This window comes from Actinomadura sp. GTD37, assembly GCF_041951365.1.
Lineage (GTDB): Bacteria > Actinomycetota > Actinomycetes > Streptosporangiales > Streptosporangiaceae > Spirillospora.
The window spans coordinates 707,868-733,183 of sequence record NZ_JBGNUS010000002.1 but is presented as its reverse complement, the minus strand read 5'-3'; the positions used below and the strand labels follow the sequence as shown (position 1 = coordinate 733,183).

26 protein-coding genes and 2 riboswitches are annotated in these 25,316 nt (G+C 73.2%); of the genes, 14 read left to right on the top strand and 12 right to left on the bottom strand.

Annotated elements, in window-relative coordinates; all coding sequences use genetic code 11:
- Window position 1: 1 nt before the first annotated feature.
- Complete coding sequence (locus ACA511_RS17525) at window positions 2–763, bottom strand: adenosylcobinamide-GDP ribazoletransferase (RefSeq protein ID WP_375025398.1); 762 nt, start codon at window positions 761–763, stop codon at window positions 2–4.
- Window positions 760–1,704, bottom strand: coding sequence for a bifunctional adenosylcobinamide kinase/adenosylcobinamide-phosphate guanylyltransferase (locus ACA511_RS17520; protein WP_375025397.1), 945 nt, complete (start codon window positions 1,702–1,704; stop codon window positions 760–762). The genes ACA511_RS17525 and ACA511_RS17520 overlap by 4 nt, the downstream gene beginning before the upstream one ends.
- Window positions 1,705–1,775: 71 nt before the next feature.
- On the opposite strand from ACA511_RS17520, the gene ACA511_RS17515 reads away from it, so the two are divergent.
- Both ACA511_RS17515 and ACA511_RS17510 read left to right on the top strand, forming a co-directional pair.
- Window positions 1,776–2,639, top strand: a complete 864-nt coding sequence (locus ACA511_RS17515; RefSeq protein WP_375025396.1) for a DsbA family protein — start codon at window positions 1,776–1,778, stop codon at window positions 2,637–2,639.
- Window positions 2,640–2,691: 52 nt separating this feature from the next.
- A complete protein-coding gene (locus tag ACA511_RS17510) occupies window positions 2,692–2,889 on the top strand; it encodes a hypothetical protein (RefSeq protein WP_176402731.1) in 198 nt (65 codons plus the stop codon).
- A gap of 99 nt (window positions 2,890–2,988) precedes the next feature.
- Here the strand turns inward: ACA511_RS17510 and ACA511_RS17505 are convergent, their stop codons facing one another.
- Both ACA511_RS17505 and ACA511_RS17500 read right to left on the bottom strand, forming a co-directional pair.
- A complete protein-coding gene (locus ACA511_RS17505; RefSeq protein WP_375025395.1) occupies window positions 2,989–3,990 on the bottom strand; it encodes an aldo/keto reductase family protein in 1,002 nt (333 codons plus the stop codon).
- Between the two features lie 82 nt (window positions 3,991–4,072).
- A complete protein-coding gene (locus ACA511_RS17500) occupies window positions 4,073–4,648 on the bottom strand; it encodes a DUF3043 domain-containing protein (RefSeq protein ID WP_375025394.1) in 576 nt (191 codons plus the stop codon).
- Between the two features lie 131 nt (window positions 4,649–4,779).
- Here ACA511_RS17500 and ACA511_RS17495 point away from each other — a divergent pair, with 131 nt between their 5' ends.
- The 6 genes from ACA511_RS17495 to ACA511_RS17470 all read left to right on the top strand — a co-directional run bounded on the left by ACA511_RS17495 (window position 4,780) and on the right by ACA511_RS17470 (window position 9,086).
- Window positions 4,780–5,589 (top strand): PspA/IM30 family protein, encoded by an 810-nt coding sequence (locus tag ACA511_RS17495; protein ID WP_375025393.1) that lies wholly within the window; start codon window positions 4,780–4,782, stop codon window positions 5,587–5,589.
- Window positions 5,586–5,864, top strand: a complete 279-nt coding sequence (locus ACA511_RS17490) for a hypothetical protein (RefSeq protein ID WP_375025392.1) — start codon at window positions 5,586–5,588, stop codon at window positions 5,862–5,864. Before ACA511_RS17495 ends, ACA511_RS17490 begins: the two co-directional genes overlap by 4 nt.
- Window positions 5,865–6,010: 146 nt before the next feature.
- Window positions 6,011–6,928, top strand: a complete 918-nt coding sequence (gene htpX / locus ACA511_RS17485; RefSeq protein ID WP_375025391.1) for a zinc metalloprotease HtpX — start codon at window positions 6,011–6,013, stop codon at window positions 6,926–6,928.
- A 3-nt stretch (window positions 6,929–6,931) separates the two neighbouring features.
- Window positions 6,932–7,501, top strand: coding sequence for a hypothetical protein (locus tag ACA511_RS17480; RefSeq protein ID WP_375025390.1), 570 nt, complete (start codon window positions 6,932–6,934; stop codon window positions 7,499–7,501).
- Between the two features lie 68 nt (window positions 7,502–7,569).
- Window positions 7,570–8,487 carry a M48 family metalloprotease gene (locus ACA511_RS17475; protein WP_375025389.1) on the top strand — a complete coding sequence of 306 codons (918 nt, stop codon included), beginning with the start codon at window positions 7,570–7,572 and terminating at the stop codon, window positions 8,485–8,487.
- 2 nt (window positions 8,488–8,489) lie between these two features.
- The gene (locus tag ACA511_RS17470; RefSeq protein WP_375025388.1) at window positions 8,490–9,086 is read left to right on the top strand and encodes a hypothetical protein; all 597 of its coding nucleotides are present in this window, start codon (window positions 8,490–8,492) and stop codon (window positions 9,084–9,086) included.
- 29 nt (window positions 9,087–9,115) lie between these two features.
- Here ACA511_RS17470 and nadA read toward each other — a convergent pair whose 3' ends face one another.
- Window positions 9,116–10,270 carry a quinolinate synthase NadA gene (nadA, locus tag ACA511_RS17465; RefSeq protein WP_375025387.1) on the bottom strand — a complete coding sequence of 385 codons (1,155 nt, stop codon included), beginning with the start codon at window positions 10,268–10,270 and terminating at the stop codon, window positions 9,116–9,118.
- A gap of 235 nt (window positions 10,271–10,505) precedes the next feature.
- Here nadA and ACA511_RS17460 point away from each other — a divergent pair, with 235 nt between their 5' ends.
- Window positions 10,506–10,868, top strand: a complete 363-nt coding sequence (locus ACA511_RS17460) for an iron-sulfur cluster assembly accessory protein (RefSeq protein WP_176402738.1) — start codon at window positions 10,506–10,508, stop codon at window positions 10,866–10,868.
- 233 nt (window positions 10,869–11,101) lie between these two features.
- The gene (locus ACA511_RS17455; protein ID WP_375025386.1) at window positions 11,102–12,088 is read left to right on the top strand and encodes a carbohydrate kinase family protein; all 987 of its coding nucleotides are present in this window, start codon (window positions 11,102–11,104) and stop codon (window positions 12,086–12,088) included.
- Window positions 12,089–12,165: 77 nt separating this feature from the next.
- On the opposite strand, the gene ACA511_RS17450 is transcribed toward ACA511_RS17455, so the two are convergent.
- Window positions 12,166–12,477 (bottom strand): sulfurtransferase TusA family protein, encoded by a 312-nt coding sequence (locus ACA511_RS17450; RefSeq protein ID WP_375025385.1) that lies wholly within the window; start codon window positions 12,475–12,477, stop codon window positions 12,166–12,168.
- A gap of 127 nt (window positions 12,478–12,604) precedes the next feature.
- The gene (locus ACA511_RS17445; RefSeq protein ID WP_375025384.1) at window positions 12,605–13,777 is read right to left on the bottom strand and encodes a cysteine desulfurase family protein; all 1,173 of its coding nucleotides are present in this window, start codon (window positions 13,775–13,777) and stop codon (window positions 12,605–12,607) included.
- Window positions 13,778–13,957: 180 nt separating this feature from the next.
- Between ACA511_RS17445 and coxB the strand changes: the two genes are divergently transcribed.
- From coxB to ACA511_RS17425, 4 genes are all read left to right on the top strand, one after another.
- Window positions 13,958–14,716: a cytochrome c oxidase subunit II gene (gene coxB, locus ACA511_RS17440; protein WP_375025383.1), complete on the top strand. Its 759-nt coding sequence runs from the start codon at window positions 13,958–13,960 to the stop codon at window positions 14,714–14,716.
- A gap of 74 nt (window positions 14,717–14,790) precedes the next feature.
- Window positions 14,791–16,380 carry a cytochrome c oxidase subunit I gene (gene ctaD, locus ACA511_RS17435; RefSeq protein ID WP_375025613.1) on the top strand — a complete coding sequence of 530 codons (1,590 nt, stop codon included), beginning with the start codon at window positions 14,791–14,793 and terminating at the stop codon, window positions 16,378–16,380.
- A gap of 3 nt (window positions 16,381–16,383) precedes the next feature.
- On the top strand, window positions 16,384–16,794 hold the full coding sequence (locus ACA511_RS17430) for a cytochrome c oxidase subunit 4 (protein WP_375025382.1): 411 nt from the start codon (window positions 16,384–16,386) through the stop codon (window positions 16,792–16,794).
- Between the two features lie 140 nt (window positions 16,795–16,934).
- Window positions 16,935–18,215 (top strand): Ig-like domain-containing protein, encoded by a 1,281-nt coding sequence (locus tag ACA511_RS17425; protein ID WP_375025381.1) that lies wholly within the window; start codon window positions 16,935–16,937, stop codon window positions 18,213–18,215.
- Between the two features lie 9 nt (window positions 18,216–18,224).
- Here ACA511_RS17425 and ACA511_RS17420 read toward each other — a convergent pair whose 3' ends face one another.
- The 5 genes from ACA511_RS17420 to ACA511_RS17400 all read right to left on the bottom strand — a co-directional run bounded on the left by ACA511_RS17420 (window position 18,225) and on the right by ACA511_RS17400 (window position 25,309).
- Complete coding sequence (locus ACA511_RS17420) at window positions 18,225–19,613, bottom strand: M48 family metallopeptidase (protein ID WP_375025380.1); 1,389 nt, start codon at window positions 19,611–19,613, stop codon at window positions 18,225–18,227.
- Window positions 19,610–20,929: a hypothetical protein gene (locus ACA511_RS17415; protein ID WP_375025379.1), complete on the bottom strand. Its 1,320-nt coding sequence runs from the start codon at window positions 20,927–20,929 to the stop codon at window positions 19,610–19,612. The genes ACA511_RS17420 and ACA511_RS17415 overlap by 4 nt, the downstream gene beginning before the upstream one ends.
- A 39-nt stretch (window positions 20,930–20,968) precedes the next feature.
- Window positions 20,969–21,811: a CHAP domain-containing protein gene (locus ACA511_RS17410; RefSeq protein WP_375025378.1), complete on the bottom strand. Its 843-nt coding sequence runs from the start codon at window positions 21,809–21,811 to the stop codon at window positions 20,969–20,971.
- A gap of 9 nt (window positions 21,812–21,820) precedes the next feature.
- Window positions 21,821–21,961, bottom strand: a riboswitch (cyclic di-AMP (ydaO/yuaA leader).
- A 156-nt stretch (window positions 21,962–22,117) separates the two neighbouring features.
- Window positions 22,118–22,310, bottom strand: a riboswitch (cyclic di-AMP (ydaO/yuaA leader).
- A gap of 508 nt (window positions 22,311–22,818) precedes the next feature.
- Window positions 22,819–23,739 carry an NlpC/P60 family protein gene (locus tag ACA511_RS17405; RefSeq protein ID WP_375025377.1) on the bottom strand — a complete coding sequence of 307 codons (921 nt, stop codon included), beginning with the start codon at window positions 23,737–23,739 and terminating at the stop codon, window positions 22,819–22,821.
- Window positions 23,740–24,046: 307 nt separating this feature from the next.
- Window positions 24,047–25,309, bottom strand: coding sequence for an NYN domain-containing protein (locus tag ACA511_RS17400; RefSeq protein ID WP_375025376.1), 1,263 nt, complete (start codon window positions 25,307–25,309; stop codon window positions 24,047–24,049).
- Window positions 25,310–25,316 lie beyond the last annotated feature (7 nt).

Here is a 25,316-nt window from a genome sequence, read left to right as displayed (position 1 = left end):
GTCACGGCGGACCGGCGGCGAGCGCGACCAGCGCGGCGGTGGCGGCGACCTCGACGAGCGCGCCCAGGACGTCGCCGGTGACGCCGCCCAGCCGGCGGACGGCGTGCCGGAGCGTCAGAAGGGCGGCGGCCAGCGCGGCGAGCACCGCGACGGCGGCCCGGACCGCCCCGCCGGGACCGCCGGCAGCCGCTCCGGCGCCCGCGGCGGCGGCCAGGACCGCCGCCGTGGCCAGCAGGGCGGCGCGCGTGCCGACGGTCCCCGCGACCAGCGCCCCCAGCCCGCCGGGGCGCGCCGCCGGGACGGCGGCGCGGCAGGCCCAGGGCAGCGCGAGCCGGGCGGCGACCGACGCGACGAGCACCGCGACGGCGGGATGCGGGGCCGAGGCGAGCGCGGCGACCTGGGCCAGCAGCGTCAGCAGCAGCGTGACGACGCCGAACGGGCCGATGTCGGACCGCTTCATGACGGCGAGGGCCTCCGCGGCGGGGCGCCCGCTGCCGAGGCCGTCCGCGAGGTCCGCCAGCCCGTCCAGGTGCAGGGCGCGGGTCGCCGCGGCGGTCGCGGCCACCGCGAGCACCGCCGCGAGCGGACCGGACAGCCCCAGCGGGCCGGCCGCGAGCAGGACCAGCGCGGCGGCGCCGCCGGTGATCAGCCCGGCGGCCGGGGCGAGCAGCATCGCGGTCCGCGCCGTGCCCCGGTCGACCCGCGCCGTGCCCAGCGGGACGACGGTCAGCAGTGTGACCGCCAGCCGCAGCCCCGCGGTCATCCGAGCTCCGCGACGCGTCCGGCCACGACCAGCGCGGCCTCCTCCGACTCGGCGGCGAGCCGCTGGTTGGCCAGGCCGAGCAGGTCGCGGAACGCCCGCCCGGACGGCGTGGCGGGCACGAGCGAGAGCCCGACCTCGTCGCTGACCGCGACGACCCGCGCCGCCGTGCCGCGCCACGCCGAGACGAGGTCGTCGAGGCGGGGGAGCACCCGGGACGGGTCGTCCCACGCGCCGGTCTCGTCCATCGCGGCGGCCAGCCAGGTGCCGACGCCGTCCACGAGGACCGCGCCCGTCGCCGATCCCAGCACGCCCGGCAGGTCGGTCGTCTCGGCGGTGCGCCACCACGCCGGGCGGCGGAGCCGGTGCGCGGCGACCCGCTCCGCCCACTCGGGGTCGTCGCCGGGGGCGGGGCCGGTCGCGACGTAGAGGACGTCCGGGTACGCGGCCAGCCGCAGTTCCGCCTCGGCCGACTTCCCCGACCGGCCGCCGCCGAGGAGCAGTGTCCGGAACGGGCCGGGACGGGGCCGGGTCCAGAACGCCAGGCGCCGCTCCAGTTCGGACGGCGAGGGCAGCCGGTGGTCGACGTGGACGGCGACGACCTGGGTCCCGTCCGTCACGGCCCCGGCGCTCCGGAGGCGGCCCAGGTGTTCCGGGGAGCCGGCCAGGTCCAGCAGCACGGCCTCGTACTCCGTGCCCGGCGGCGGCTCCGGCTCGGCCCCGGGCCCGGACGCCACCAGCGCGAATCCTCCGCCGGGGCCGCGCACCTCGTAGCCGCCGGGGACGTCCGTCCGGGGCAGGCCGTCCAGCGCGACGCCGTCGATCGCCGCGTCGAACGGCTCGTACCGGACGCCGGCCGCGCGCAGCCGGTTGCAGGACGCGCACCGGCATGCCGGTGCGGGCCAGCCTTGTGCGGCGGCGGCGCCGCGAAGCTCGATGTCCATCTTGGTCGGAAACTCTACGGTTACGCTGACCTGGAACGATCACCCTGCCCCCGACAGCAGAAGGAGACCCGGTGGGCAACCCCCCGAACCCGCCATGGCCGGGCCAGGGCGGCCCGCAGCCGCCCTACGGCCCCCCTCCCGGTCCGCCCGGCGGACCCCTGCCGGGCCCGCCCCCAGGGCCCGGCTGGCACCCCGGACCGCCCCCGCCCAGGCGCAAGGGCGGCGGCGGCCTGGTGCTCGCGCTCGTCGGCGGCGGCCTCGTCGCGGTGCTGATCGTCGTCGGCGTGGTCGTGCTCGCCCTGCAGGGCGGCGACGAGGGCGGCGGAGGCGGCGGCACCGCCCCGCTGCGGGTCGGCCAGATCGCCGGCGGGGCGGAGGCGACGCCGCTCGCCGACGGGAGCCTCGCCATGGCCCGGCCGGGCGTCACCGCGCCCGTCGTCGACGTCTACGAGGACTTCGCCTGCCCGCCCTGCGGCGCGTTCGACCGCAAGCACGATCCGATGCTGAAGCAGATGGCGGTCGAGGGACGCGCCAAGGTCGTGTTCCACCCGATGCTGATCTTCGGCGAGAGCGTCCAGCCGGCGCACGACAACTCGCTGCGGGCGGCGGCCGCGCTCCGCTGCGTCGGCGACGGCGCGCACTGGCTCTCCTACCAGGACGCCCTCTACGCCCACCAGCCCGCGAACGAGAACACCACGGGCTACACCACGCGGGAGCTGCTCGCCTGGGCGGCGCCGCTCGGGCTGACCGGCGGCGACTTCACATCCTGCGTGGAGGAGCAGCGCCACGCCGCGAGCGTGAAGACCGTCAGCCAGGGCTACATATCGTCCGGGGTCCAGGGCACGCCCAGCGTGCGGGTGAACGGGACCGCCCTCGCCTCGTCCGACATCGAGACCCCAGACGCGCTGCGCCGCGCCATCGAGGCCGCGTCCTAGCTGTGCTCGGAGCCGTACGCGCTAGTCTCACCGCGACGAGGGAGGACCACCGATGGCGTGGAGCTGGCGTTTGGAGAGGGCCGACGGGCGGACGGTCGGCATGTCGGAGGAGACCTTCTCCACCCAGGCGGACGCGGAGAGCTGGCTGGGGGAGAACTGGCGGGGGCTGCGCGCCGACGAGGTCGACAAGGTCGTCCTGCTGGACGGCGAGACGCTCGTGTACGAGATGAGCCTGCAAGACCCGGAGTGAGACCCGGAGAGGGCCGCGGGGCTTCCGCTCCGCGGCCCTCGCACGGGCGCCCGGCTCAGGGCGCTCCCGTGTGGGTGCTCCCGTCAGGGGCGCTCCCGCTCAGGGGCGCCGGGCCGGGCTCACGGTCTTGGCCGGGTCGCGGATGACGACCTCGCCGAGGACGTCGTCGATGCGCTTCAGCACGTCGGCGTCCAGCTTCACCCCGGCGGCCTTCACGTTGTCGGCCACCTGCTCGGGACGGGACGCGCCCACGATCGCCGCCGACACGTTCGGGTTCTGCAGCGTCCAGGCGATGGCGAGCTGCGCCATCGACAGCCCGAGCTCGTCCGCGATCGGCCCGAGGTTCTGCACGCGGGTCAGCAGGTCGTTGTTCAGGTAGCGCTTGATCATGTCGGCGCCGCCCTTGTCGTCGGTGGCGCGCGACCCCTCCGGCAGCGGCCGCCCCGGCCTGTACTTGCCGGTCAGCACGCCCTGCGCGATCGGCGACCAGACGATCTGCCCGACGCCCTCGCGCTCGCAGAGCGGGACGACCTCCGTCTCGATGACCCGCCACAGCATCGAGTACTGCGGCTGGCTGGAGACGATCCGGTCGAAGCCCATCTCGTCGGCGATCCGGAGGGCGCGCTCGATCTGCTCGGCCCGCCACTCCGAGACCCCGACGTACAGGACCTTGCCCTGCCGGACGAGGTCGTCGAACGCCCGCATGGTCTCCTCCAGCGGCGTCTCGTTGTCGAACCGGTGGGCCTGGTACAGGTCCACGTAGTCCGTGCCGAGGCGGCGCAGGGAGCCGTTGATCGACTCGTGGATGTGCTTGCGGGACAGGCCCGAGTCGTTCCTGCCGGGGCCGGTGGGCCAGTAGACCTTGGTGAAGATCTCCAGGCCCTCGCGGCGCTGCCCCTTGAGCGCGCGCCCGAGGACCTCCTCGGCGCGCGTGCCCGCGTAGACGTCGGCGGTGTCGAAGGTGGTGATCCCCTCGTCGAGGGCCGCCCGCACGCACGCGCGCGCCGCGTCCTCCTCGACCTGGGAGCCGTGGGTGAGCCAGTTGCCGTACGCGATCTCGCTGATCTTCAGACCGCTCCGGCCCAGGTTTCGGAACTCCATGCCTGCGACCCTAGCCCGGAGATGATCGCGGGACCGACGCGGAGACCCGCCCCGGACCCCGCCGCCCGGCGGGAGCGTCCGGTCAGACCTTCTCCCGCTCGCCGACCCGCACCTGCGGGTTCGGGACCCGCAGCCGGCGGATCTGCATGGCGCGCATGGCGGCGTACATCCCGACGCCCTTGGCGTTCTCGTCCGGGAAGCGCTCGGCGGCCAGCCGCTTGATGCCGCGGCTGAGCAGCAGGCCCTCGCCGAACACCAGGACGAGCAGGACCGGCGGCGCGAACAGCACCAGCAGCTTGGCGGCGGGGACCGGCAGGATGCTCAGCAGCACGATCGCGAACATGGCGTACATGAGGTACGAGCCGACGGTGCGCCGCGCGTCGACGTAGTCGCGGGCGAGCCTGCGGACGGGGCCCTTGTCCCGCTTGAGCAGGTGCTTCTCGTCGCCCTTCGCCATCCCCTCGCGGGTCTTGACGCGGTTCTCCGCGAGCTGGGCCCTGCGCCGCTTGTAGGCCTCCTTGCCGGAGGCCGGCGCGGTGATCGGCTGGCGGCGGAGCTTCTCGGCATCCCTGCGCTTGGGCGTGGGGCGGCCCTTGCCTCCCGGCTTTACTACCTGAGGAGGATTCGCCGGGGCCTCCGGGGTACGACGCTTGAACACGGGATCAGCCTACCGGCTGCGAACATCGTGGCTGCCTCGCGCGTTAACGCGTAGGGTGATAAGAACCCCAGCAGTGGTCATTGAGCCCAGTTCACTCTGAGGCGACAGCACGAAGGGACCGGCGCCGCGCGATGAGCGTGATGAAGCGAATGTCGATGATCTTCAAGTCCAAGGCCAACAGGGCTCTGGACCGTATGGAAGATCCTCGGGAGACCCTCGATTACTCCTACCAGCGTCAGCTGGAGATGCTGCAGAAGGTTCGTCGCGGGGTCGCCGACGTCGCCACCTCGCGCAAGCGTCTCGAGTTGCAGATCAACCAGCTGGAACAGCAGCAGAGCAAGCTGACCGACCAGGGCAAGAAGGCGCTGCAGGTGGGCCGCGAGGACCTCGCCCGCGAGGCGCTGACCCGCCGGTCCGGCCTGGAGGGCCAGCTGAGCGACCTGCGCGGCCAGTACCAGCAGTTGCAGGGCGAGGAGGAGAAGCTCACGCTCGCCTCCCAGCGGCTGCAGGCCAAGGTCGACTCCTTCCGCACGCGCAAGGAGACCATCAAGGCGACCTACACGGCCGCCGAGGCGCAGACCAAGATCAACGAGGCTTTCTCCGGCATCTCCGAGGAGATGGGCGACGTCGGCCTGGCGATCCAGCGCGCCGAGGAGAAGACCGACACGATGAAGGCGCGCGCCGGCGCCATCGACGAGCTGCTGGCCTCCGGCGCCCTGGAGGACTTCTCCGGTCCCAAGGACGACATCCAGGCCGAGCTCGACCGGATGGGCTCCGGCCCCGGCGTCGACCTCGAGCTGGAGCGCCTGAAGGCCGAATTGGGCCAGGGTCCCGCGCCCAAGGAGCTGAACCAGGGCACGCCGACCGCGCAGCCGCAACAGCAGCAGCAGGACACCCCCCAGCAGGCCCCGTGGCCGAACAACCCCGGGGGTGCCCAGTGATCGTCCGGCTGATGGGCGAGGGCCAGCTGGACGTGGCCGACGAGGACCTCACCTCCCTCAACGCCCTCGACTCCGAGCTGGAGTCGGCGATCGAGTCGGGCGACGAGACGGCGTTCCGCGCCGCGCTGCACGCCCTCCTGGAGAACGTCCGCAAGGTCGGCAGGCCGCTTCCGGCCGACAGCCTGGAGCCGTCCGAGCTGATCCTCCCGCCGGCCGACGCCCACATCGACGAGGTCCGCTCCATGCTCGGGGACGAGGGCCTCATCCCGGACTGACCCCCCGGTCATCGGGGCCGGGGGCCGCGTCCCGTACGTGACGACGCGGGGTCCCGGGTGTGCCGCCCGCCACGGACGGGCAGGCACAAAACCCGGGTCTCGCGCGTTGGTACAAATGAATAAGAGCAAGGACTGGGGGTGGCCGCATGGCCAGTACGCGTTATGCCTCCGACCGGGGGCTGACATCGCGGATGCTCGTGACGATGTTCCTGCTCGGGCTGGTGTACGTCGTCTTCGTCGGGGCGTTCTTCGTGTTCGTCCCGCAGTGGGCCTTCGTGGCGCTCGGCGTCGCGGTGGCGTTCCTGCTCGCCCAGTACTTCTTCTCCGACCGGATGACGCTGTTCGCGATGCACGGCCGCGTCGTCACGCCGGAGGAGGCGCCCGAGCTGCACGGCGTCATCGACCGCATCTGCGCGATGTCGGACGCCCCGAAGCCGCGCGTCGCGATCGCCGACACCGACGTGCCGAACGCGTTCGCCACCGGCCGCAACCAGAAGAAGGCGGTCGTCTGCGTCACCACCGGGCTGCTGCGCCGGCTCGACCCGGTCGAGCTGGAGGGCGTGCTCGCGCACGAGATGGCGCACGTCGCGCACAAGGACGTCGCGGTCATGACGATCGCCTCGTTCCTCGGCATCTGCGCGGGCCTCATCACCCGGTTCGGCCTCCAGTGGGGCCTGTGGGGCGGGTTCGGCCGCCGCAGCAACGACCAGAACACCGGGCTCATCCTGCTCGCCGTCGTCGCGGCCAGCGCGCTCGCCTACGCGGTGAGCTTCATGCTGACCCGGGCCCTGTCCCGGTACCGCGAGCTGTCCGCCGACCGCGCCGCCGCGCTGCTGACCGGCCGCCCCTCGGCGCTCGCCAGCGCGCTGACGAAGGTCAGCGGCGAGATCGCGCGGATCCCGACGAACGACCTGCGGTCCGCGCAGGCGTTCAACGCGTTCTTCTTCACCCCGGCGCTGAGCAAGGGCTTCAGCGTCTCCTCGCTGTTCTCGACCCACCCGCCGCTGGACAAGCGCCTCGCGCAGCTCTCGAAGATCTCCGACCAGCTCAGCAGGGGAGTCTGATCCGTGGGTTTCCTCGACACCCTCCTCGGCCGCTCCAAGCCGGCCAAGCCCGATCTCGACCAGATCTTCGGGCTGTCGTCGGCGGCGATCACGCTCGAGGCGGCGACGGGGTTCACCCCGACGGGGCGCGGCTCGGTCTGCTTCCGGGCGGCCGAGGGCGGCGCGTTCGCCCGGCTGCAGGCGGACGTCCAGCAGCTGCTGGACGACGACGAGGGCCCGAAGGTCGAGGTGAGCAACGACGCCTACGGCTACACGTGGCTGCTCGCCACGCACCGTCCCGAGGAGCTGCCCGACCTCGTCACCGACCTGCACGCGGTGAACTCGACGCTGGAGTCCGGCGGGTTCGGCCCGCACCTGCTGTGCTCCCTGGCGGGCTTCCGCGGTCCGGACGGGCGGCCCCTGGCGCTCGTCTACCTGTACAAGCGCGGCACCTTCTACCCGTTCGCGCCGCTGCCCGGCGACAAGCGCGACAACGCGCTCGAACTCCAGGTGCGCGGCGCGATCGGCGCCGACCTCCCCTTCGAGGAGGACCTCGGCCGCTGGTTCCCCGTCTGGGGCGCCCCCGGCCTGTAGCCGTCCCGTCACACGCTTATGCGTCGCAGGACGCTGAACCGTCACCCGCGGCGGGCTAGCGTCGGGCCATGGCGCCCTCCCGCGACATGGACGAGCCGAGCCTGACGTGGCGGATGCTCGCCGCGATGGCCCTGGTCGCGCTGGTCTACGCGGCCGCCGCGCTGCCCGCGTTCCCGGCCGGGCCGGTCTGGGGCGCGGTCGCGGTGGCGGCCGCCGCGACCGTCGCGGTCCTGTCGGCGCGCGCGGCGGACGGGCTGGTCCTGCGCGCGATGGACGCCCGCCGGGTGGACGCCGCCGAGGAGCCGGAGCTGCACGCGGTCCTGGACCGGCTGTGCATGTCGTCCGGGCTGCCCAGGCCGCGCCTCGCGGTCTCCGCCTTGGCCGCCCCCAACGCCTTCGCCGCGGGCTCGGGCCCCGGCTCCGCGGTCGTGTGCGTCACCGAGGGGCTGCGCGCCCGCCTCGACCCGGCCGAACTCGCCGCCGTCCTGGCCCACGAGACCGCGCACGTCGCCAACCGGGACGTGCTCGTGTCCGCGGTCGCCTCGTTCCCGAGCCTCGTCTCCGGCCTCTTCCTCACCTGGTGGGCGGGCCTGTTCACCGGCCGCGGCCGGGGCGCCGCCGGGCACGCCCTCGGGCTGCTCTGCGGGATCGTCCTGCTGCCCCTCGGCGCGGTGACGGCGGTCCTGAACGCCGCCGGCACGCTGGTGCTGCTCGCGCTCTCCCGGCACCGGGAGCTGTGCGCCGACGCCACCGGGGCGCTGCTGACCGGGCGGCCGGCCGACCTCGCCGCCGCCCTCGACAAGATCACCGACGAGCTGCGCGACGCGTCCCGGGACGACCTGCGGGCGCTGCGCGCGGCCGCCCCCCGCTGCGTGGTCGCGGCGCGCGGCGGCGGCGCGGCGGGCCTGCTGTCCACCCATCCGCCGCTGCGGCGGCGCCGGGAGCGGCTGGCCGCGCTGTCCTGGCGGCTCGCGAGCGGAGGCTGACGTTGGGCGTCCTGGACGGCCTCCTCGGCCGGCCCGCGCCCGCCCCGCCGGACGCCGGGCGGCTGCTCGCGCTGCCCGCGGCCGCGCCGGCGCTGGAGGCCGCGACGGGCTTCGTCCCGTCCGGCGCGGGCGGCGTCTGCCACCGCCTGGTGGAGGGCGGGGCGTTCGGCGCGTTCGACCGGGCGCGGCGCGAGGCCGCCCGGCTGCTGGCCGGCGGTCCCCGGCGCACGGAGACGACCGCCGACCCGCACGGCTGGGGCTGGACGCTCGTCACGCGCCCGCCGGACGACTTCGCGGGCCTGGCCGCCGACCTGCACCTCGTCGAGTCGACCCTGGCGGCCGCCGGATACGGGCGCTACCTGCTGTGCTCGGTGGCCGCGTTCCGCCGGGGCGGGGCGCGGCAGCGGCTCCTCCTGGTGCACGCGCCGGGCCGGGGCGTGTTCTACCCGTTCGCGCCGCGCCCGCCGGACGGCCCCGGCGACGCCCCCCGCCGCAACAACCTGGTCGAGACCCGCGCCAGGGACGCGCTCGCGGACGTGCTCCCCATGGAGCCGGACACGGCCCGCTGGTTCCCGGTGTGGGACGCCCCCGGCCTGTGAGGGCGGGGGCGCCGCGCACGGGGGGCCGGTCAGGGCAGGGCGAGCATCTGGTCGAGGGCGACGCGGGCGTAGTGCGCGGTCTCCTCCTCCACCGCGATGACGTTCTGGACGACGCCCGCCGCCAGCGACTCCAGCGACAGGACCAGGTGCGGGAGGTCGATGCGGTTCATCGTCGAGCAGTAGCAGACGGCCTTGTCGAGGAACATGACGTTCTTGTCCGGGTGGGCGTCGGCCAGCCGCCGGACGAGGTTCAGCTCCGTGCCGATCGCCCAGGACGAACCGGGCTCGGCCGCCTCGATCGCCTTGATGATGTACTCGGTCGAGCCGATCCGGTCGGCGGCCGTGACGACCTCGTGGCGGCACTCGGGGTGCACGAGGACGTTCACGCCGGGCACGCGCTCGCGGACCTCGGCCACCGACTCCACGGTGAACCGGCCGTGCACCGAGCAGTGGCCGCGCCAGAGGATCATCTTCGCGTCCCGCAGCTGCTGCGGGGCCAGGCCGCCCTCGCGGCGGTGCGGGCTGTAGACGACGCAGTCGTCCAGCGAGAAGCCCATGTCCAGGACGGCGGTGTTGCGGCCGAGGTGCTGGTCGGGCAGGAACAGGACCTTCTTGCCCTTGCCGTAGGCCCAGTCCAGGGCGCGCTTGGCGTTGGACGAGGTGCACACCACGCCGCCGTGCCGTCCCACGAACGCCTTGATGTCGGCGGAGGAGTTCATGTACGTGACCGGGACGACGTCGTCGGCGACTCCGGCGTCCTCCAGGACGTCCCAGCAGTCCTCGACCTGGTCGAAGGTCGCCATGTCCGCCATCGAGCAGCCGGCGCCCAGGTCGGGCAGGATCACCCGCTGGTGCGCGGCGGTCAGGACGTCCGCCGACTCCGCCATGAAGTGCACGCCGCAGAACACGATGTAGGGCGCCTCCGGCCGGGCCGCGGCCTTCTGCGCCAGTTTGAACGAGTCGCCGGTGACGTCGGCGAACTGGATGACCTCGTCCCGCTGGTAGTGGTGGCCGAGGACGAACACCCGGTCGCCGAGGGACTCCTTGGCGGCGCGGGCGCGTTCGACGAGCGCGGGGTCGGAGGCGGCCGGCAGCTCGCCGGGGCAGTCCACGCCGCGCTCGCTCGCGGGGTCGGCGCCGCTGCCGAGCAGCAGCAGCGGAAGGTCGCTTACCGGGGTGGTCACGGCGGTCTCCCTTCGCGACGGAGGCTTATCGTCGCTTTGACGACTAATGATGGCACATCCCGGCGGCGCCGGTGATGTGACGTAGAACGCACCGCGTCCGCGCGTTAAACACGGCCGATAAGCGGAATGGCCATGTAGCGAGGTACGTTGTCCTACGAGAAGAGGCGTACGACGTCCTCCAGGACAAGCGACAGTCCGCCGCATCGCGGCGCAGCGAGACCCGGGAGCTGAACACATGACGGTTTCAGGCGAGACCACGCAGGAGACCACGCAGCAGGGCGTCGTCCTCACCGACGCCGCCGCCGAGAAGGCCAGGGGCCTGCTCGAGCAGGAGGGCCGCGACGACCTTGCGCTGCGTGTCGCCGTGCAGCCGGGCGGCTGCTCCGGCCTGATCTACCAGCTCTTCTTCGACGAGCGGGAGATGGACGGCGACCAGATCCAGGACTTCGAGGGCCTGGCCGTGCGCGTCGACCGGATGAGCGCGCCGTACCTGACCGGCGCCACCATCGACTTCGTCGACTCGATCGAGAAGCAGGGCTTCACGATCGACAACCCCAACGCGTCGGGCTCCTGCGCCTGCGGCGACTCCTTCAACTAGGCGCACTCCGCGGCGACTCCGGCAGTCCGGGCCCGCGGCGGGGCGTGCGAGATCGCTCAAGCCGGGTTCGAGGAGCGTTCGAAGGGGCGGGCGGACGATATGTCCGGCCCGCCCTTTTCGCTTCCGCGGCCGCGCTCCGGTCGTGATCCGCGGTGCGATGGGAACGAAGTAGTCTTTCCGGGTTCGAAACAGCCGGTGAACAGCCGGACGACCACGACGAGGAGAGCGACGCCGTGCGCATCGCCGTGACTGGCTCCATTGCGACCGACCATCTGATGACCTTCCCCGGCAGGTTCACCGACCAGCTCCTGCCCGACCAGCTGGACCGGGTGTCGCTGTCCTTCCTGGTGGACGAGCTGGAGATCCGCCGCGGCGGCATCGCCGCCAACATCTGCTTCGGCATGGGCAGCCTCGGCAAGGAGTCGGTCCTCGTCGGCTCCGTCGGCGACGACTTCGCCGACTACCGGTCCTGGCTCGAACGGCACGCGGTCGACACCGCGTCCGTGCACGTGTCGGACGTCCACCACACGGCCCGGTTCCTGTGCACCACCGACCAGGACCAGAACCAGATCGCCACGTTCTACGCCGGCGCGATGAGCGAGGCCCGCTCCATCGAGCTGAAGCCGGTCGCCGACCGCGTCGGCGGGCTCGACCTCGTCGTCGTCAGCCCCAACGACCCCGACGCGATGCTCCGGCACACCGCCGAGTGCCGGACGCGCGGCATCCCGTTCATCGCCGACCCGTCCCAGCAGCTCGCCCGCATGGACGGCGCCGACGTCCGCCGCCTCATCGACGGCGCCGCGTACCTGTTCACCAACGAGTACGAGAAGGCGCTCTGCGAGGAGAAGACCGGCTGGAGCGGCGCGGAGATCCTGTCCCGCGTCGGCGTCCGGGTCACCACCCTCGGCGCCAAGGGCGTCGTCATCGACCGCGAGGGCGAGGAGGGCGTGCACGTCCCCTGCGTCCCCGTCGAGGACGTCGCCGACCCGACCGGCGTCGGCGACGCCTTCCGCGCCGGCTTCCTGTCGGCGACCGCGTGGAACCTGCCGCTGGAGCGCGCCGCGCAGGTCGGCTGCGCCATCGCCGCGTACGCCCTCGAGGCCGCCGGGCCGCAGGAGTACGCCCTCGCCCGGCAGGCGTTCCTCGACCGGTTCGGCGCCGCGTACGGCGCGGCCGCCGCCGCCGAGATCGCCGAGCACGTCAGCTGCCCGAACCCGTAACCGGAAGGGCGGTGGGGAAGGGCCGCGCCGCGAGGCGCGGCCCTTTCGCGTTCAGGGGGCCGGGCGTCAGCCGGGCGTCAGTACGTCCGGCGGATGTGGAAGCCCCAGCCGCCCTGCTGGAGGGTCTCCTCGCGGACGAAGTCCTGCGACTTCATGCGGCACCAGGCGGGGACGTCGGTGCGGGCGGCGGCGTCGTCGGCGAGGACGGCGACGACCTGCCCGACCGGCACCTCGCGGATCCGCTCGGCCAGCATGATGATCGGGATGGGGCACTTGCGGCCCAGCGCGTCGATGACGAGCACGGGCGGCGGCCCGGCCGCGGGCGCCTCCGGCGGCGGCGCCGCGCCGGCGGGCGCCGTCCCGTTCCTGGCGCGGCCTCGGAACCTCATGGGCGCGACCGCCTCCCTGTCTCGAAGGTCTGCGACGTCTCGAAGGTGCGCGACGTCTCGAAGGTGCGCGACGTCCGCGGACGGGTCGTCCGGGGGCTCGCCGTCCGGCGGGTCATCGTCCGGGGGGTCATCGTCCGGCCGTCCTCATCGTCTCGCGGAGGCGGGCGACGGCGCCCGGGAGCACGGAGAGGAACCGGTCGACGTCCGCCGCGTCGACGCCACGCGGCAGCGATACCCGGACGTTCCCATGGGTAATCACTCCCATCGCCTCAAGCACGTGACTGGGACGCAGCGTATCCGCCGTGCACGAGCTGCCGGAGGAAACCGCGAAACCCAGCCGGTCGAGTTCGGTCAGCAGCGCCTCGCCCTCGACGTACAGGCACGAGAACGTCACCAGGTGCGGCAGCCGCCGGACAGGGTCGCCGACCACCTCGACGTCGGGCACGGTCCGCGGCACCTCCGCGCGGATGCGGTCCACCAGCGCGGAGACGCGCGGCGCGTCCGCCGCCATATCCGCACGGTACGCCTCCAGCGCGGCCGCCGCCGCCGCGATGGCGGGAACGTTCTCGAACCCGGGGACGCGGCGCCCCTCCCGCTCGTCGTCCGGCAGCGGCGAACGCCACCGGGCGCCCTTGCGCACGGCGAGGACGCCGACGCCCGCGGGCCCGCCCCACTTGTGGGCGCTGCCGGCGAGGAACGACCAGCCGCCGGGGACGCCGGCGCGCCCGAGGGACTGGGCGGCGTCCACGAACAGCGGGACGCGGGCGGCGCGGCAGGCCGCCGCCGCCTCGTCGACGGGCTGGACGGTGCCGACCTCGTGGTTGGCCGACTGCAGGCACGCGAGCGCGGTGTCCGGGCGCAGCGCCGCGGCGAACTCCTCCGGGTCGGCGCGGCCCGCGCGGTCGACGCCGACGACGGTCACCTCGCCGCCGTCGCGCTCGTGCCGCTCGGCGGCGTGCAGCACGCTGGAGTGCTCCACCGCGCTCACCACCAGGTGCCGCCCGACCCGCCGGCGCGCCTGGAGCCCCCCGAGGACCGCCAGGTGCACCGCCTGGGTGCCCGAGGACGTGAACGACACCTCGTCGGCGCGCGCGCCGACGACGCCCGCGACGCGTGCGCGGGCCCGGTCCAGCAGGAGCCGCGCGCCGCGCGCCGTCCCGTAGAGCCGCGCGGGATCGGCCCAGCCCGCGTCCAGCGCCGCGAGGAGCGCGGCCCGTCCCGCCGGGTGCGGCGGCTCGGTGGACGCGGCGTCGAAGTAGGCGGCCCGGGAAGGGGCGCCCGGCGTGCTCGGATCGGCCACGCGGAAACACTAACCGGGCACCCGATCGGGGGTTCCGGCGACCCTCGCGCTAGGGTGTCCACCACACGTGTAAACAGTGATCTCACCGCCCGGCCGACCGGGCTTCATCCGTGGGGAAGGCATTCCGTGAGTCCGACCCGCTCTGGGGAGCGGCGTACGCCTGTGCGCAGTCGCCGCGCATTGAAAAGCGCCGGTGCACTAGGGCTGCTGGCGCTCGCCGCCACTGGCTGCAGTGGTTCCCGGCTGGGCCTGCCCGAGCCGATCAGCGTCCAAGGCGAGCGCATGCTCCACCTGTGGCAGGGCTCCTGGATCGCGGCGTTCGCGGTCGGGGCCGTCGTCTGGGGCCTGATCATCTGGGCGGTGCTCTTCCACCGCAAGCGCTCCGACGACCTGCCGCCTCAGGTCCGCTACAACATGCCGATCGAGATCCTCTACACGGCGGTCCCGTTCGTCATCATCGCGGTCCTGTTCTACTTCACCGCACGCGACGAGAACTTCGTCGAGAAGACCACCGACAATCCCGCGGTGGTCGTCGACGTGACGGCGTACCAGTGGAGCTGGCAGTTCGACTACAAGGAGGGCGGCAAGACCGTCGCCACCGTCACCGGCGTGCCGGTGGCCCCCAACGGGCCCGCTCCGGGCAAGCCGGTCATGACGATCCCCGCCGGCAAGACCGTCCGGGTGAAGCTGCACTCCAACGACGTGATCCACTCGTTCTGGGTTCCCGCGCTGATCTACAAGAAGGACGTCATGCCGGGGTACACCAACGAGTTCGAGTTCACGGCGACCAAGCTCGGCACCTATGAGGGCCGCTGCGCCGAGCTCTGCGGCGTCGACCACAGCAAGATGCTGTTCCAGATGCGGGTCGTGACGCCGGAGCAGTACGACAAGTTCATCGCAGATTCGAAGCAAGCACTGGCCGCGGGAGGTGGGAAGTGACCGCGACGAGTCACGCCCCGAGCGCGCCGATCGCCGCGCCGCGGACGAGCAAGGGGCGCATCATCGCCTCCTGGATGTCGTCCACCGACCACAAGGTGATCGGCTACCTCTACCTGATCACCTCGTTCATCATGTTCCTGTTCGGCGGCGTGCTCGCCCTGCTGATCCGCGCGGAGCTGTTCGAGCCGGGGCTGCAGGTCGTCAGCAACGAGCAGTACAACCAGCTGTTCACCATGCACGGCACGATCATGCTGCTGATGTTCGCGACGCCGCTGTTCGCGGGCTTCACCAACGTCATCATGCCGCTGCAGATCGGCGCGCCGGACGTGGCGTTCCCGCGGCTGAACATGCTGGCGTACTGGCTCTTCCTGTTCGGCAGCCTCATCGTCATCGCGGGCTTCCTGACCCCGGGCGGCGCGGCCAGCTTCGGCTGGTTCGCCTACGCCCCGCTGTCGGACGCGGTCCGCTCGCCGGGCGTCGGCGGCGACATGTGGGTGATGGGCCTCGCGATGTCGGGCTTCGGCACCATCATGGGCGCGGTCAACTTCATCACCACGATCCTGTGCATGCGCGCGCCGGGCATGACGATGTTCCGGATGCCGATCTTCACCTGGAACGTCCTGCTGACCTCCATCCTGGTCCTGCTGGCGTTCCCGGTCCTCGCCGCCGCGCTGCTGGCCCTGGAGGCCGACCGCAAGCTGGGCGCGCACATCTTCGACGCCGCGCACGGCGGCGCGCTGCTCTGGCAGCACCTGTTCTGGTTCTTCGGGCATCCGGAGGTCTACATCATCGCCTTGCCCTTCTTCGGCATCGTGACGGAGATCCTCCCGGTGTTCAGCCGCAAGCCCGTCTTCGGCTACATCGGCCTGGTGTTCGCGACCATCAGCATCACCGGCCTGTCCATCACCGTGTGGGCGCACCACATGTTCGTGACCGGCCAGGTCCTGCTGCCGTTCTTCTCCTTCATGTCGTTCCTCATCGCCGTGCCCACGGGGGTGAAGTTCTTCAACTGGGTGGGAACCATCTGGCGAGGGCAACTGACGTTCGAGTCGCCGATGCTGTGGTCGCTGGGCTTCCTGGTGACGTTCCTGTTCGGCGGTCTCACCGGCGTCATCCTGGCCTCCCCGCCGATGGACTTCCAGCTCTCCGACTCCTATTTCGTGGTGGCGCACTTCCACTACGTCGTCTTCGGCACGGTGGTGTTCGCGATGTTCGCGGGCTTCTACTTCTGGTGGCCGAAGTGGACCGGCAAGATGCTGAACGACCGGCTCGGCCACGTGCACTTCTGGATGCTGTTCATCGGCTTCCACGGCACGTTCCTCGTCCAGCACTGGCTGGGCGCCGCGGGCATGCCCCGCCGGTACGCCGACTACGCCTCCGAGTTCCAGGGCCTGAACGAGATCTCCACCATCTTCTCGTTCATCCTCGGCGCCTCGATGCTGCCGTTCTTCTACAACGTCTACATCACGTGGAAGAAGGGCAAGAGGGTCGAGGTGGACGACCCGTGGGGCTACGCCAACTCGCTGGAGTGGGCGACGTCGTGCCCGCCGCCGCGGCACAACTTCAACTCGATCCCGAAGATCCGTTCCGAGCGGCCGGCGTTCGACCTGCACCACCCGTACGCGGGTGCGAAGGGCGAACTCGCCGGGACGAAGGGGGAGTAGCCGATGCGCGTCCAGGCGTTCATGTTCTACGGGTGCGCGGTCTTCTTCCTCGCGACCGACGTCGTGTACTGGCTCTGGTCCAAGGACTGGACGGGCACGACGGCGCTCGGGCTGGCCGTCGGCCTCGCCGGGCTGATCGGGTTCTACGTCCACTTCACGGTCCGCCGCCTCGAGCGGGCGAACGCGGGCCCGCTGTTCGAGGACGACCCCGAGGGCAACGTCGCCGACGCGGCCGGTGAGCTGGGCTTCTTCAGCCCGCACAGCTGGTGGCCGCTGTTCGTCGCGCTGTCGGCGACGGCCGTGGCGCTCGGCGTCGTGTTCGGCTGGTGGCTGGTCATCCTCGGCGTCTGCGCCGCGGTCCTGACCACCATCGGTCTGGTCTTCGAGTACTACCGGGGTCATTTCGCCCACTGATCAGTAAAAGAACCCCATCGGGGGCCGGTGTCCGCTTTTTTGCGGGTACCGGCCCTTTCACATACTGGGCGCCGTTCCAGCGACCGGGCTGGGCAGGCGGACCTATCGCCCAGGAGGACGACCGGGGGGACCACATGCGGGTGGGCGTCTCAGGACCGGGGGAGCGGGGACGGCGCACCGCCGCCGTGCTCGTCGGAGCGAGCGTCGTGGCCGGCGCCGCGGCGTGCTCGGGCGGCGGTGAGTCGGACGGCGCGAACGCCGTGCGGCTCGCGGTGTCGCCGACGAGCGGAGGGAAGCTCAGGCCGGACAGCCCGATCGACGTCCGGGCCCACGGCGGCACGATCGAGAACGTCACGGTGTCGGCGGGGGGCGGCGCGGTCGAGGGGGATCTCAGCGCGGACCGGACGCGGTGGCGGTCGCGCTGGTCGCTGACGCCGGGGGAGACCTACACCGTCGCCGCGACGGCGCTCGGGAAGGACGGCGGGACGCGGACGGTCTCCAGCCGCTTCGCCACCGCCGAGGTCGCGAAGACGAACGGCGCGACGGTCGAGGCGCCGTACGACAAGGAGACCGTCGGCGTCGGCGTCCCGATCATCATGAACTTCCAGCGCCCGGTGAAGGACCGGGCGGCGGTCGAGCGGGCGCTGGAGGTCACCGCCGACAAGACCGTGGAGGGCGCGTGGCACTGGTTCGGGGACCGGCAGGTCGTCTTCCGGACGAGGCAGTACTGGCCCGCGCACACGAACGTGCGGTTCCAGGCGCACCTCAGCGGCGTGCGCACCGGCGGGGACGAGTACGGCGGGAAGGACTACGCCGTCGGCTTCAAGATCGGCGACTCGCACGTGTCCACGGCGGGCGAGGACAACCACAAGATGGTCGTGACGGTCAACGGCAAGAAGGTCCGGACCATCCCGACCAGCATGGGGCGCGGCGGTTCCCGCAAGTACACCACCACCAACGGGGTCCACCTGACGATGGCCAAGGAGGACCCCACCGTCATGACGTCGGACTGGATGGGGGTCGCCCCCGGAAGTCCCGGCGGGTACAGCCTGACCGTGTACAAGTCCGTGCGGATCTCCAACAGCGGCGAGTACGTCCACAGCGCGCCGTGGTCCGTCGGCAGCCAGGGGCAAGAGAACGTCAGCCACGGCTGCATCAACATCAGCCCGTCCAACGCGAAGTGGTTCTACAAGCTCAGCTACCGGGGCGACCCCGTGACGGTGACGGGCACCAGCCGGGAGCTGGAGCCCGACAACGGCTGGGGCTTCTGGCAGGTCGGCTGGAACGACTGGGTGAAGGGCGGCGCGCTGAAGCGGCCGGTGACGACCGCGCCGCACCTGGACGCGGCGACGCTGTCCGCGCAGCAGGGGAACGGCGCCAAGCCCAAGGACGGGGAGAAGCAGGGTGCCGAGGGGAACTGACGCCCCGGCCTACCGGCGGAGCGGCGGCGGGACCTCGGCGCCGTTCATGCGGGCCCAGTCGCGGGCCATCGCGATCCGGTCGGGCCCCGACGGATGCGACATCCACAGGAGGTACTCGAGGGCGTCGGGGCTCAGATCGGAGATGTTGCGCACGGACAGCTCGTGCTGCATCGACACGAACGTCGACGGGTCGCGGGTGAGGTGCAGGGCGTGCGCGTCCGCGCGGGCCTCGACGCGCCGGCTGACGAGGTTCTGCACGGGGGCGGCGAGCTGCGTCCCGAGGGCCACGAGCGCGAGCAGCAGCGCGATGGTGCGCGGGTCCGCGGCCCCGCCCCCGCCGGGCGGCTCCGGCGGGGCGCCGCCGGGGTCCACTCCCGCGCGCCGCAGGAGGCGCGGAGAGGTCATCAGCAGGTACAGCAGGCACAGCGCCCCGGCGATGCCCAGCGCGCCCACGAGCGTCCCCCACAGGACGTCGTCGCGCTTGGCGTGGCCCAGCTCGTGCCCGACGATCGACTCGATCCGCGGGCGCGGCGACTTCAGCAGCGTGTCGTAGAGGACGATGCGGCGCGTGGAGCCGAAACCGGACACGTAGGCGTTCAGCGCCGTCGTCCGGCGGGAGGCGTCCGCGACGAGGACGTCCCGCACGGGCACGCCGTCCCGTTCCGCCATGGCGAGGAGGTCGCTGCGCAGCGGCCCCCGCTCCAGCGAGTGGAACTTGTTGAAGACCGGCTCGACGGCGACCGGGTAGATGAACGACACGAGGACGACGAGGACGAACCCGCCGGCGGCGGCGCCCGTCCACCAGTAGCGGGGGAAGCGGCGGACGAGCGCGTAGAGGAGCAGCAGCGCGATCGTGTAGACGACCCAGGTGACGCCGAGCGACTTGAGCTGGTCGACGAGCCAGGCGGGCCAGCTCTGCGTGGACAGCCCGTAGCGGCGCAGGACCGACTCGCTCCAGACGTCGAACGGGAGCCCGGCGAGGCGCAGCACCGTCGTCAGCGCGAGGACGGCGAGGACGACGCGGAGCGGACGGCGGCGGACGCGGGCCGTGACGCGGCCGATGAGGCGGGCGCCGAGCGGAGTGAGGCCGAGGACGAGGACCACCGCGAGGCCGGCCAGGAGCCCCGCGTAGGCGGGCGGGTTGACGGCGGAGTCGAACGCCCTGGAGCGGGCGATCTCGGCGGGGGAGAAGTCGAGCGCGGGGTCGGCGGCGGCGTGCCCGCCGGGGACGCGGCCGGGCAGCGGGTTCCACGGGGTGGTCAGCGCGAGCACCGCGCCCACGGCGACGAACAGCACGGCGGCGGCGGTGCCGGCGGCGACGCGGGGGCGCCGCGTCCCGCTCGCGTCCGCCTCCGGCGGGGGGACGGCCCCCGGCTCCACCCGGTTCGCTGCGCTCATGCGAGCTCCTTCTTCACATAGTCGCGCCACAGGGTGGTGAAGCGGTCGCGGTTGAGGCCGAGCGCGTCGCGCAGCGCGGCGGCCTCGGGGGCGCGCCCGGCGGCCCGGTAGAGCCGCACGAGCGTCGCCTCACCGTACCGGTCGGCGACCATCCGGCAGGCGAGCCAGGCCTCCTGGTAGGACTGGGAGAGGCGCGGGGAGCCGCCCGCGAAGTCGGCGGCCGCCGGCAGCGCGGCCGGGAGCCGTCCCGCGGCGACCTCGCGGCGCAGCTCGCCGGCCGCCGACCGGACGCCGATCCCGGCCCGCCGGTAGCCGACGTAGTCGGCGAAGCCCTCGATGAGCCACAGCGGGGTCCGCCGGTCGCGGGCGCCGCCGGTGGCGACGTGGGTCAGCTCGTGCGTGAGGACCACGTCGCGGCCCAGTTCGTTGAGCCGGCCGAAGGTGCCGGGGGAGACGATGACGCGGTCCTCGCCGCGGCCCGCTCCGCCCGGTCCGCCGGCCGAGGGCGCGACGGCGGCGAGGGCGGCGATCTCGTCGAGGCTCTGGCCGGGGCCCGCGAGCGCGGACGCGAGCCGCGGGTCGGCGGGGACGAGCGCGACGACCCGCTGCGCCCAGCCCCGGCCGACGACGCCGGTGACGACGGGCACGGCGGCGTCCAGGCGCTCGGCGATGCCTTCGAGGCCGGTGGTGTCGCCGATGGCGAGGGTGGCGCGGCCTCTGACCACGGTGAGCGGGCCGCCGTCCCAGATGTCGGCGTCGTCGGTGAGGCCGCGGGACGTCCCGTCTCCGACGATCGTCCACGTGCCGAAATCGGGGGCGAGGGTGAGGTACCGGGTGCGGGCCACATGGCCCTTGTCGAACCCCCGCAGCTTGTAGCGCATCTCCACGCGGACGACCGCGCTGTCCCCGTGCACGGCCTGCGTGCCGGAGAGGCGCTCCTGCCAGCCCTCCAGCGGGAGCTTGCGGAGGTTGTCGTACATGCGGGACTGGACGTCCTGGAACGCCTTCGGCGCGTCGCTCACCGTGGCGAGGAAGGCGACGCGGTCGCCGCTCCGGACGGCTCGCGTCCGGTTGGCGAGGACGGCGGCGGCGGCGCCGGGGCTGAACGTCCCGGCCGCCGTGGACGCGCCGTCCCGGGACGCGCGGCCGTCCGGCGCGCCGCCGCCGGACCGGGCGCCGAGCACGCCGGCGCCGCCCGCGAGCAGCGCGGCGGCCCCGCCCGCGCCCAAGGCGAGGGCCCTGCGCCGCGAGACGGGGCCGCCGTGCTCCGGGGCGCCGGGCTCGGGGCCGCCGTGCTCCGGGGGGCCGTCCTCCATGCGCGTGATCCTATGCAGCCCGCGCCGCCGGGTGCGCCGTCACGACCCGTAGTCGGGGTATCCGTAGCCGACGACGTCGTCGGTCGAGCGCTCCTTGACCTTGACGGCGTTGCCGGTGTTGCCCTCGACGGCCTCGATGGTGCCGTCGTCGACCTTCTCGACCACCAGGCCGACGTGCCGGATGTCCTTGACCGCCTTGCTGCCGCTCCAGGCGTAGAAGACGATCGCGCCGGGCCTCGGCTCGGTGCCCCAGCGGCCGTGCTCCTGGAACCACCTGGCGTGCTCGACCGTCCAGGCGTCGCTGCCGACCTGGTCGGCGAGGCCGACCTGCTCGCCGACCCAGGACACGAACATGTCGCACCACTGGGCGTCGCTGTAGCCGCCGACGGAGCCGCCGTCGCGGGCGACCGTCTCCTTGGCGCGGGCGGTGCCCATGTACCACTTCTGGAACTTGGTCTCGCCGCCGCCGTCCTCCTGCACGCCCACCTGGGACTTGGCGATCTCGATGGCCTCGGCCGCGGTGGGCCGCGACGCGGAGGCCCGCGGGGCGGCCCTCCTGGGGGCGGCCGCCTTCGGCTCGCCCTCCGGCGCCTTCCCCGGCGCCGCCTTGGACGTGCCGCCGGACCCGCCTTCGGACGTGCTCTTCGACGGTTTCCGCTCCGCCTTCTGGGCGGTGGCGGCGCCGGCCGCCGTGGCCGCCGGGGCGGACCCGAACGGCAGGACGGACGCCTGCGCGGTGGCCGCGGCGGTGCCGAGGACGGCGGCGCCGACGAGGATGCCGCCGGTCGTCCACCAGGTGACGGTCAGGGAGTTCTGCTTGCGGTGCCTGCCCGAGGACTTCTCGGGCCTGCCCGGGGTCTTCTTGCGGTGCGCGCCTGGCACGGGGGAGTCTCCTCGACTTCCATGCCGCCTACCGGGTTAGCTGACGGGTTCGGGCGTGGAAGCCGCCCTACGGCCTGCGGGCAGGCCGATTCACCCCGAAACGAGAAGGACACGATGGGTCCCCGGCTCCGCGTCCGGCGCGCGTGCGCGCGGCGGACGCGGACTCGGCGGTGGCGTGCCCCGTTGCGGGCACGCCGGTTCGGATGTGGATGCTCCGGCGGGCGGGGCCGCCCGCGGAGCGCAGGGGTGCTCGGGACGCGGCCGCGTCTGCGGCCGCGCCCGGGCGACGCTGCGGAACTCACTCCTTCGTTCTCCCAAGACGCCTACCGGGTTAGCTGACGGGTTCGGGCGTGGAAGTGGCCCTACGGCGGCTCTCACCGGAACGGGAGAGACGCGCCGATTCACCCCGGTCGCCGGAATGCCCGTCCGGGAGGTGTCCCGGACTCCGGCGGTGTGGGTCCCCGGTTCCGCGCTGCGGCGGATTCGGCGCTGCCGCTGCGATCCTGGGGGCGAGATGGGGCCCGGCGCGGGACCTGTCTCCCGCGTGCGAAAGAGCGGCGCTGATGTTGTGGACGGACGCCTGCCCCATGCCGGGGGGCGTCCGGATGCCCGGTCCGGAGGAAACCGCCGTGGCAGCGCTCTCAGCGCCATGCACGCTGCGGGCGTGCGCACGGTGGGCCGGGCCGGCCGCGGCCTGCGTGCAGGCCGCGTGCTCTGGCGGTGCGGCACCGTCGGGTGCCGCGGGGCGGCGCGTGGGTCGTGCCGCCCGGGGGGAGCGGCGCGTGGCTCGCGCCGCCGGCACGCGGCGGCTGGATGCGCCGCGTGGGGCCGAAGCGCCTGGTGGGCGCCGCGGGTCCGCGGCGTCTGGAGGGCGCCGGGGTGGTGACAAGGTACCAAAGCCCCAACAGAAGGCAAACCCCCCCAAAATCAACAACGGACCAGGTCAAGCCTGGTCCGTTGCCGACGAGAGCTCCGTCATGCCCCGCGCGGGGGGCGGCGGCGGGGCGTCAGGGACGCCCGGCGCCGTAGTAGCCGTTGAGGTAGTAGCCCGACGTGATGCTCACGATCTGCACGTTCTTGCCGGTGCTCGGAGCGTGGATCATCTTGCCGCCGCCCACGTACATCCCGACGTGGCCGAGGCTGTTGAAGAAGACCAGGTCACCGGGCTGGAGGCTGCTCTTGGCCACCCGCTTGGTGGCGGCGTACTGCGAGTTGGTCGTGCGGGTGATGCTGACGCCCGCCGCGGCCCACGCCTTCATCGTCAGGCCGGAGCAGTCGTAGGAGCCCGGACCCTCCGCGCCGTACTGGTACGGCTTGCCGAGCTGGGCGTAGGCGAAGTCGAGCGCCGTGCGCGCCGAGCCGCTGGCCGGGCCGTTGTAGGTGCCGCCCGTGCCGCCGCCGCCCGAGGCCCCGCCGCCGGAGGACGTGCCGCCGCCGAGGCTGCGCAGCAGCGTCTTCTGCTTCTTGACCTGCTTGTCGAGCTCGTTCTTCTTCTTCTTGAGCTCGTCCTGCTTCTGCTTCACCTCGTCGTAGGCCGTCTTGGCCTGCGACTGCTCGCGGCGGAGCCGCTGCGCGGTCGCGAGGAACTGGGTGAGCTGGGAGCTGCGCTCGTGCGACAGGTGGGAGAAGACGGCCGCCTGGTCGAGGATGGCCTGCGGGTCCCTGCTGCCCACGAAGCCCGTCACGTCCGCGGAGTCGCCGTTCTTGTAGGCGTCGGCCGCCATCTGGGCGATCCGGGAGCGCTGCTGCTCGAAGGCGGTCTGCTCCTGCTTGCTGGCCCTGGTCGCCGCCGTGTACTTCTTCTTGGCGACCTTGAGCTTCTCCATGTTCTGGTTGTACTTCTCGACCTCTTGGTCCATCAGCTCGTTGAGCTTGTCGAGCTTCTTCTGGGCCTGCGCCCTGGTCGGCTTGGGGTCGGCGTGCGCCACCACCGGGACAGACGCCAGGGAGGCCGTCAGGCTCAGGCAGACGACGGCCGCCAGGCGACGGGAGGCGCCTCTGCCCGCCTTGCCGCCCCTCCGGTCACGCCTCTGCGCTGGTGCCCCGATGAGATCTTTGGCCACGGTCCGTTTCGCCCCTCTCAGTCCACGACGTCAGCCGATGACACTAGCGACGGGCAACAACCGTCACAACCGATTCGTCACTCTTTGATTGATATCGGCGATCATTGTCGCTCATTCGTGATGACATGATCACAGAGCGCGACGCGTCCCTTATGAAAGCCTTATGGGCTCCTTATGACCGGGCCAGCCGGCGCAGCAGCAGCGCGGACGGGCAGGCCCGCGCGTCGGCCCGGCGGGCCGCGTCGGCGACCTCCCGGTCCGAGGACACCACGACCACGGGACGGCCCGGCGGCTCGGCCCGCACCAGCTCGACGATCATCTCGTCCGCCGTCTGGCCCGGCGCGCTGAACCGCACCCGGACCCCGCGCGGCGCGACGATCGCCACCGGCGCGTCCAGTTCCGCGCCGTCGAACACGCACGTCACCTCGGCGCGGGTCTGCGCCGCGAGCCCGCCGAGCCCGGACACCAGCCGGCTGCGCTGGTCCGACAGCGGCAATTCCCCGTAGCCGGTCTTCGTGACGTTGTAGCCGTCGACCACCAGGTGCACCTGCGGCAGCGTCAGCAGCCGGTCGAGCAGCTGCGGGTCGCCGTCGGACACGGCCCGGCCCGGCAGCGCCCGGTGCGGCTGCCCGCCGACCACGTCGGCGGGACGGCCGATCGTGGAGGGCAGCGCCAGCTCGCGGCGGACGCCCTGCGCCGCGTCCACGAGCGTGTCGAGCAGCATCCGCAGCCGGACGTCGTCGACGTTGCGGCCCTCCCGCGCGGCGCGCTTGGCGGTCTCCGCGGCCGCCTCCGCCTGCGCCGCGCGGGCGCGCAGCCTGCGCAGCTCCTTCTCGGCCGCCGCCGTCGACTCGCGGGCGGCGGCCAGCTCCAGCTCGCTGCCGGCGGCGACCTCGCCCGCCCGCTCCTCCGCGGCGCGGAACCGGGTGCGGGCGTCGTGCAGCTTGCGGCGCAGCTCCGCGACCTCGGCCTTGGTCTCGCGCAGCTCGGCGCGCAGCTTGTCCAGCTCGGCGGAGCGCGCGCCGCGGGCGGCGGCCAGCTCGTCCTTCAGCGCGGCGACGCGGCGCTCGGCGGCCTCCTCCTCCGACGCGGTCGCGGAGCGCTCCAACTCGGCGCGCGCGGACTCGACGAGCCCGGTCCAGCCCGCCGGGCGCAGCAGGTAGGCCAGCACCGCGACGCGCACCGGGTCGGCGGCCGGCGGCACCCGCCCGTCCTCGACCGCCTCCACGAGGCCGGCCTGCGTCTCGCGCAGCGGCCCGGCGACCCGCGCCCGGAAACCGGGGTCCTTCTCCAGCACCGCCGCGATGTGCTGCCCGGCGAGCTTGGCGCGCTTGCGGCGCTCGAACCGCGCGAACCGGCGCAGCGGGGCGGGGACCTCGTCGGCGGGCAGCGACCCGATCAGGTCGGCGGCGGCCTCCACCACCGACTGCCGCACGGGTTCG

Bases quoted from the DNA above. Each gene is read 5' to 3' on its own strand.
- ACA511_RS17520 (WP_375025397.1), bottom strand. From the start codon at position 1,704: ATGGACATCGAGCTTCGCGGCGCCGCCGCCGCACAAGGCTGGCCCGCA.
- ACA511_RS17475 (WP_375025389.1), top strand. From the start codon at position 7,570: ATGGCGCCCTCCCGCGACATGGACGAGCCGAGCCTGACGTGGCGGATG.
- ACA511_RS17415 (WP_375025379.1), bottom strand. From the start codon at position 20,929: ATGGAGGACGGCCCCCCGGAGCACGGCGGCCCCGAGCCCGGCGCCCCG.
- htpX (WP_375025391.1), top strand. From the start codon at position 6,011: ATGGCCAGTACGCGTTATGCCTCCGACCGGGGGCTGACATCGCGGATG.
- ACA511_RS17450 (WP_375025385.1), bottom strand. From the start codon at position 12,477: ATGAGGTTCCGAGGCCGCGCCAGGAACGGGACGGCGCCCGCCGGCGCG.
- ACA511_RS17510 (WP_176402731.1), top strand. From the start codon at position 2,692: ATGGCGTGGAGCTGGCGTTTGGAGAGGGCCGACGGGCGGACGGTCGGC.
- ACA511_RS17495 (WP_375025393.1), top strand. From the start codon at position 4,780: ATGAGCGTGATGAAGCGAATGTCGATGATCTTCAAGTCCAAGGCCAAC.
- ACA511_RS17505 (WP_375025395.1), bottom strand. From the start codon at position 3,990: ATGGAGTTCCGAAACCTGGGCCGGAGCGGTCTGAAGATCAGCGAGATC.
- ACA511_RS17460 (WP_176402738.1), top strand. From the start codon at position 10,506: ATGACGGTTTCAGGCGAGACCACGCAGGAGACCACGCAGCAGGGCGTC.
- ACA511_RS17420 (WP_375025380.1), bottom strand. From the start codon at position 19,613: ATGAGCGCAGCGAACCGGGTGGAGCCGGGGGCCGTCCCCCCGCCGGAG.
- ACA511_RS17525 (WP_375025398.1), bottom strand. From the start codon at position 763: ATGACCGCGGGGCTGCGGCTGGCGGTCACACTGCTGACCGTCGTCCCG.
- ACA511_RS17430 (WP_375025382.1), top strand. From the start codon at position 16,384: ATGCGCGTCCAGGCGTTCATGTTCTACGGGTGCGCGGTCTTCTTCCTC.
- ctaD (WP_375025613.1), top strand. From the start codon at position 14,791: ATGTCGTCCACCGACCACAAGGTGATCGGCTACCTCTACCTGATCACC.